The sequence below is a fragment of the Hydrogenimonas sp. genome, from assembly GCF_029933015.1.
Lineage (GTDB): Bacteria > Campylobacterota > Campylobacteria > Campylobacterales > Hydrogenimonadaceae > Hydrogenimonas.
This window is the reverse complement of sequence record NZ_JAOZOZ010000111.1, coordinates 1-5,202: the sequence shown is the minus strand read 5'-3', so window position 1 is coordinate 5,202 and position 5,202 is coordinate 1. Positions and strand designations below refer to the sequence as shown.

Below are 5,202 nucleotides of genomic sequence, written 5' to 3'. Positions count from 1 at the left end.
GTGGACCGCATCGAGATGGCGACGATCAGCTGCAGTGCTTTTTCGGAAAAAGCACCTTCAAAGCGGTCGTAGTACGCATGGCGTCGAAAAGATCGGCCCGGTAGGCCAGGACCGTCTCGCCGTCGCTTTCGGTTTCACCACTTTGGTGAAGTCCGAATCTCTCCGCCAAAAGCAGGGCCTCTTCGAAGGAGGAGACGAATCCCGTCTCCCTGGTCTTCTGCTGGTAGGCGACGAGATGGGCATAGTAGCGTCTGAAAAGCTGTGTGGCGATGTGGGGCGAGAGGGCGAAAAAGGAGAGCAGATAGACCGACCCCTCTTCGTCGATGGCGGCGAAGTCCTCTTCTTTCAGATCCGCTTTTCTCTTTTGAAAGCGCAGAATCGCATCGAAGCTTTCGGGCTTTAACCTCAGGGCGAAGAGCAGGCCCAGGAAAGAGCTTTTGTAGGTGACGGCGACGAAGAGATTTGCGGGATTTTCGATCCAGGTTTTGAACTGCTTCTCTTCGACCCGGGTCAGTGGGGTATTGATGCTTTTGTGCAGCATCGTGTTGAGTTCCAGCAGTTCGTCCGCTCTGGGATGGTGGCGGAGGGTGATGGTTTCAAAACCTATCTTTTCCGCCTGGAACGCCAGGTCCGCCACCATCTTTTTGGGTTTGAAGAGCGTCTCGAGCTCCTCTTCGCACATGATGCGCTCGGCCTCTTTGGCGTCGCGGGTGCGGATACAGGGGACCGGCAGATCGAAACGGTACTGGAAAAAGCGCATCAGTGCTTCGATACGTCGGTAGGATGGTGTGGAAACTTCACGCTCCCATCGGCTGAGAGTGCCGGGTGCCACACCTTCGAAGAGCTCGTCGTCGAAAAGATAGAGCGCTTCGGTGAGCGCATCCTGGGTCAGTCCCAGCTCTTCGCGACACGTTTTCAGATAGGTGGAAAACTTCATGATCCTTCCTGCTCCATCATATTGTCAAAATCTTCTACCACGGCAAAACTCTCCGCCTCACTCCGACAGCCGTAGCTCATACAGCTTCGCCGAAACCTCGAACCAGGAGGTGGATGCCCCTTCGGCACTGATGAAGAGCGTCGAAGCGTTTCGAAAAGCGAGCGACTCCACCTGTCCGGCCGATCGACCGTTTTTTATAGGACTCTCCGCGATCTGGCCAGAAAAGAATCTATCGTCAGAAAATCCGCTCAGTTTCAAAACGGCACTTCTGAAAGACCTATTTTCGTCGTAGGGGTTCGTATAGCCGATGAGCGCGATCGTATGGCTCTTTTCATCGTATGCGGCACCCGTGATCATGACATCCAGCGCTCTTTTATCGACCGCTTCGGCCCGATAGCTGCCGGGTTCGGAAGGCACTTTGTAGACACGCGTCGTATAGTCTCCCCAGCTTTTTGTAAAGATATAGAGCGCGCCGTCGTAGACGACGAGCGCTTCTGCATCGTAGGGTGTGGTGTACACTTCGTAGTCGAAGCGCTTCTGATCGGCGTATGTGAGAGAGATGATCTTTGCTTCGACCTCATCGTCGTTGTTCAGTAGATCCTCTTTGGAGATCCGGTAGATTTTCAGATCTTTGCGATCTCCCAGGTTGTTGCCGATATCGGCGATATAGAGGTAGGAACCGTCGTATGCCAGATCTTCCCAATCCACGTTCGAAGCGCCGTTCACCGTGACCGTCCGCAATATCCTTCCCGTTTTCGTATCGATTTGGTACAGCAGATTCGCGTTGCCGCCGTCATTGTGTGTAAAGAGCCTGCCTTCGACGTAAGCCAGTCCCGATGTCTCCTTGAGCCGCTCGTCCAGGCCGCTGATCGTAGCCAGAGTGACGGCATCGGAGTCGACGGTCGTAGCGTGTATGAACGACTCGGCCTTCTTTTCGTCGTAGAAAAGATAGAGACCGCATCTTTCATTTTCACACATTTTTATGTAGTTATCGGTGATCTCTTTGGCTTTCCAACGCACGGGAGCGCCGTGCGCTTCGTCGATCGAGAGTAGAACATTTCCCTCTTCATCCACCGTATAGGCGAATGTTCGCGGATACTCTCCATCTTTCGAAAGATCGTGCCAGTCCAAACTGCTTTCATCGAAATCGATACGTACCTTTTTCCAGCCCGAAGAGGCATCTGTATCCAGAGCAGCGTCGTAACGGAGGTAATAGAGGGTTTTCCCTCTCAGGATGCTGCGAAGCAGATGGGCTTTCGCCGCCTCTTCACTGACGACATGGCCCCCGTTCTCGGCGATGAGATCGAACATGGCCTGCAGGTCGCCCTCGGAATCGGGGACATGGTCGTATCCCGCATCCGAAAGTTTCTTCACCAGCGTTTCGTCGATCGCGATGCCGTTTTCGGGATCGCCGTCGGTATCCAGAGACTGCAAAAGCCGTGCGATCTTTTCGTCGGTCTCCTGGATCGTCTTACCATCTTTCAGCAGCGCCGCTTCCACCTCGCGAAGTTTCACTCCTCCCAGATAAAAGAGGCACCCTTTCCCTTCTTCAAATATGAAACCGCCCTTGTCGTCGGTTACATCTTGCTGCGATCCGCAAAGGTATCCGACACCGCCCACCGGCGCATCCACATAGTACGCTTTCCCCTTTTTCCCGATGGATGTGGAGGGATCCGATGTCCCTCCATCCGAACCGCCCCCGCCTCCGCATCCGGCGAATGTCAGAGCGATACATACCCCTACTCCCCAATCCCGACATCTCTTTTCCATCATCGATTCCTGACCATTCGGGCCTGTTGCCAAAACCCGTCTTCATCTATTTTCTCGTTCCATTGTACTGGAATCCGTCTCAAAAACTTATCTATTCAGTATAATATTTATTATGAAAGAAAAAATAATCGAAAAACTTCTTTCGATAAGGGAGAGTCTGAAGTTCGAGTGGATCCAGGAGGATGAGACTCTCCTGCAAAAAAAGCTCGACGATCACCGCTCCTTTTCGGGAAAGCTTTTCCTTCTGGGTACTCTCATAGGCAGCGGTCTGTGGATATGGGATTACGTCACCGATCCTGTCGGGGCGAAAGATACCATATGGCTGAGAATGTTCTTTTTCATCTTTCTGCCCGCTCCCTATCTCTTTCGAAAAATCACAAATCGACTTTTACTGACGCTTCTTTTCGTCGGCGCCGTACTTTTGACGGAAGCGGTCTATCTGAAAATCCTCACCCGGCTCGACATGGGGATGATCTACGGCATCGCGGGCTTCATGTACTACATGCTCCTGCCTCCTCTGGCGTTTCAGGCCTTCTCTTTAAGGGCCAACATCGTCTATGTCGTCATGGCGACATTTCTGCCCCATCTCCTAGCGTGGAGCGGCTTCGCCCCCGGTTTCCAACACGACCACTACGCCGTACTGATCTGGCCGGCCGCGGCGCTGGCCATACTGATCCAGTATTTCTACGCCAGAGACTACAAAAAGAGGTACGAACTGGAAAAAGAGCTCGAGCGCATGTCCTACACCGATATGCTCAGCGGCCTCAACAACCGCAGGCATTTCATGGCGTTTTTGAAAAAGGAGTTCGAACGGTACCGCCGTACCGGCAAAAGCTTTTCACTGCTCATGATCGACATCGATCGCTTCAAACGCATCAACGATACTTACGGACATCCGGTCGGTGACAGCGTCATCCGGACATTGGCGGACATAGTTCGTGACGAAATACGTGAGATGGATTTCCCCGCCAGAATCGGCGGCGAGGAGTTCGCCGTCATTCTGCCCGAAATCGATGCTAAAAACGCTCTGAAAGTGGCCGAACGGATCCGTGAAAAAGCGCAAAACCACCCTGTCGACATACCCGGAGGCGAACCTGCCCGCTTTACCGTCAGCATAGGAGTCGCGGCCGCCGGCGCCGACAGCGACGAAACCTCCCTCATCAAAGAGGCCGACGAAGCCCTCTACCGGGCGAAAAGGGAAGGAAGAAACAGGGTCGTGCTCTACGACTCATCCTCCTCGTAGGGAAGTTCCAGGGCCTTGATGTGCCCGATGGCGTTGCCCGCGATGCCGCGGATCGAGCCGTACATGGCCGTCGTGTTGTCGAGCACTTTGGCGATCTGCTTTTCACGCTGTTTCCAGATGCGGGCCATGGCCCGTTTTTCGGCGTCCAGATCGGCCTGCATCTGGGTGAAACCCTCCACGATCGCCTCGATCTGCATACGGAATTCATTGGAGGTGAGATAGCTGTAGAGCAGCCCCATTTTGTCGCTGCGATTCTCCTGGGCCTGCGTCGCCTGGGCGATTCTCACCACCTGCTCCCGCAGGATGGCCGAGAGTGCCTTGAACTCTTCGAAAGTGCAGACCCATACCCCGTCGACCAGCCCCATCCGTTCCATATCTTTCGGGAGCACTTCGGTCACGAGCACACCGATGTCGGCCCCCTTTTCACGGATATCGGCCTTGAACTTCTCGATCCAGCTCTTCTGGAACTCCTTGGTCCGCTTGCTCTCGTAGTAGATGGTGCCGCAGTTTTGCATCTGGCGGGTATTGACGATCTGAAGACAGTCGGCGCCTCGGGCCCCCTTTTTGATCTCTTCGACGGTATCGAAAGGAAAGTGCGCGCTCAGCCAGCTCTCGATGGCCAGCTCCTGCACCTCCCCCTGGGTCTGCTGACTCCCCTGCTCCGCCTTGCGTTTGGCCTCTTCGAGCTGGTGGCGGAGCTGCTCGAGCTGGTGCTCCTTTTCCTTCAGCTTCAGCTCGCTCTGTTCGGCGAGGGTCTTGGCGATCTTCTCCCGCTCTTTTTCCAGAAGTTCGCTGAGCCGCTTCTGGGCTTCCAGCTTCGCCTTCTCCTCCGCCTCATCCCTGGCCCGTTTGAGCTGCTCGATTTCGGCCTTCGCACGGTTGAGCTCCTTCACCTGGGCGCTTTTTTCCTCCAGCTCCCTGTTGAGCAGTTCGATGCGATCCTTCTGCTCTTCGGTCAGCTTGGCTCTGAGCTCCTCTTCGAGCCTTCGCCGTTCGGCTTTGAGCTGCGCCTCCACCCGCTCTTCCGTCGCTTTCGCCAGCTCCTTTTCGAAACGCCTCTCCTGCTCGGCGATCGCCTCCTCCTTGGCTTTGAGCGCGTCCATCGCCTCTTTGTACTTCGCACGATGCTCGGCTACCTCTTTCTGCAGCTTGGCTCTGGCCTGCTTCTCCATTTTTGCGTAGAGGCTCTCGCTGATGTCGATCTCGGTACCGCAGTTGGGACAGGTGATGGTGGTCTGCATGGAACGCCTTT

4 protein-coding genes are annotated in these 5,202 nt (G+C 54.8%); 1 reads left to right on the top strand and 3 read right to left on the bottom strand.

What is annotated here, in order from left to right:
• Positions 1 to 25: 25 nt before the first annotated feature.
• Both Q1K23_RS07420 and Q1K23_RS07415 read right to left on the bottom strand, forming a co-directional pair.
• On the bottom strand, positions 26 to 937 hold the full coding sequence (locus tag Q1K23_RS07420; protein ID WP_300363509.1) for a helix-turn-helix transcriptional regulator: 912 nt from the start codon (positions 935 to 937) through the stop codon (positions 26 to 28).
• 57 nt (positions 938 to 994) lie between these two features.
• Positions 995 to 2,707, bottom strand: a complete 1,713-nt coding sequence (locus Q1K23_RS07415) for a hypothetical protein (protein WP_300363508.1) — start codon at positions 2,705 to 2,707, stop codon at positions 995 to 997.
• A 112-nt stretch (positions 2,708 to 2,819) separates the two neighbouring features.
• Here Q1K23_RS07415 and Q1K23_RS07410 point away from each other — a divergent pair, with 112 nt between their 5' ends.
• On the top strand, positions 2,820 to 3,950 hold the full coding sequence (locus tag Q1K23_RS07410) for a GGDEF domain-containing protein (protein WP_300363507.1): 1,131 nt from the start codon (positions 2,820 to 2,822) through the stop codon (positions 3,948 to 3,950).
• Here the strand turns inward: Q1K23_RS07410 and Q1K23_RS07405 are convergent.
• Positions 3,929 to 5,191 (bottom strand): DUF2130 domain-containing protein, encoded by a 1,263-nt coding sequence (locus Q1K23_RS07405; protein WP_300363510.1) that lies wholly within the window; start codon positions 5,189 to 5,191, stop codon positions 3,929 to 3,931. The two genes, Q1K23_RS07410 and Q1K23_RS07405, sit on opposite strands and share 22 nt — an antisense overlap.
• Positions 5,192 to 5,202 lie beyond the last annotated feature (11 nt).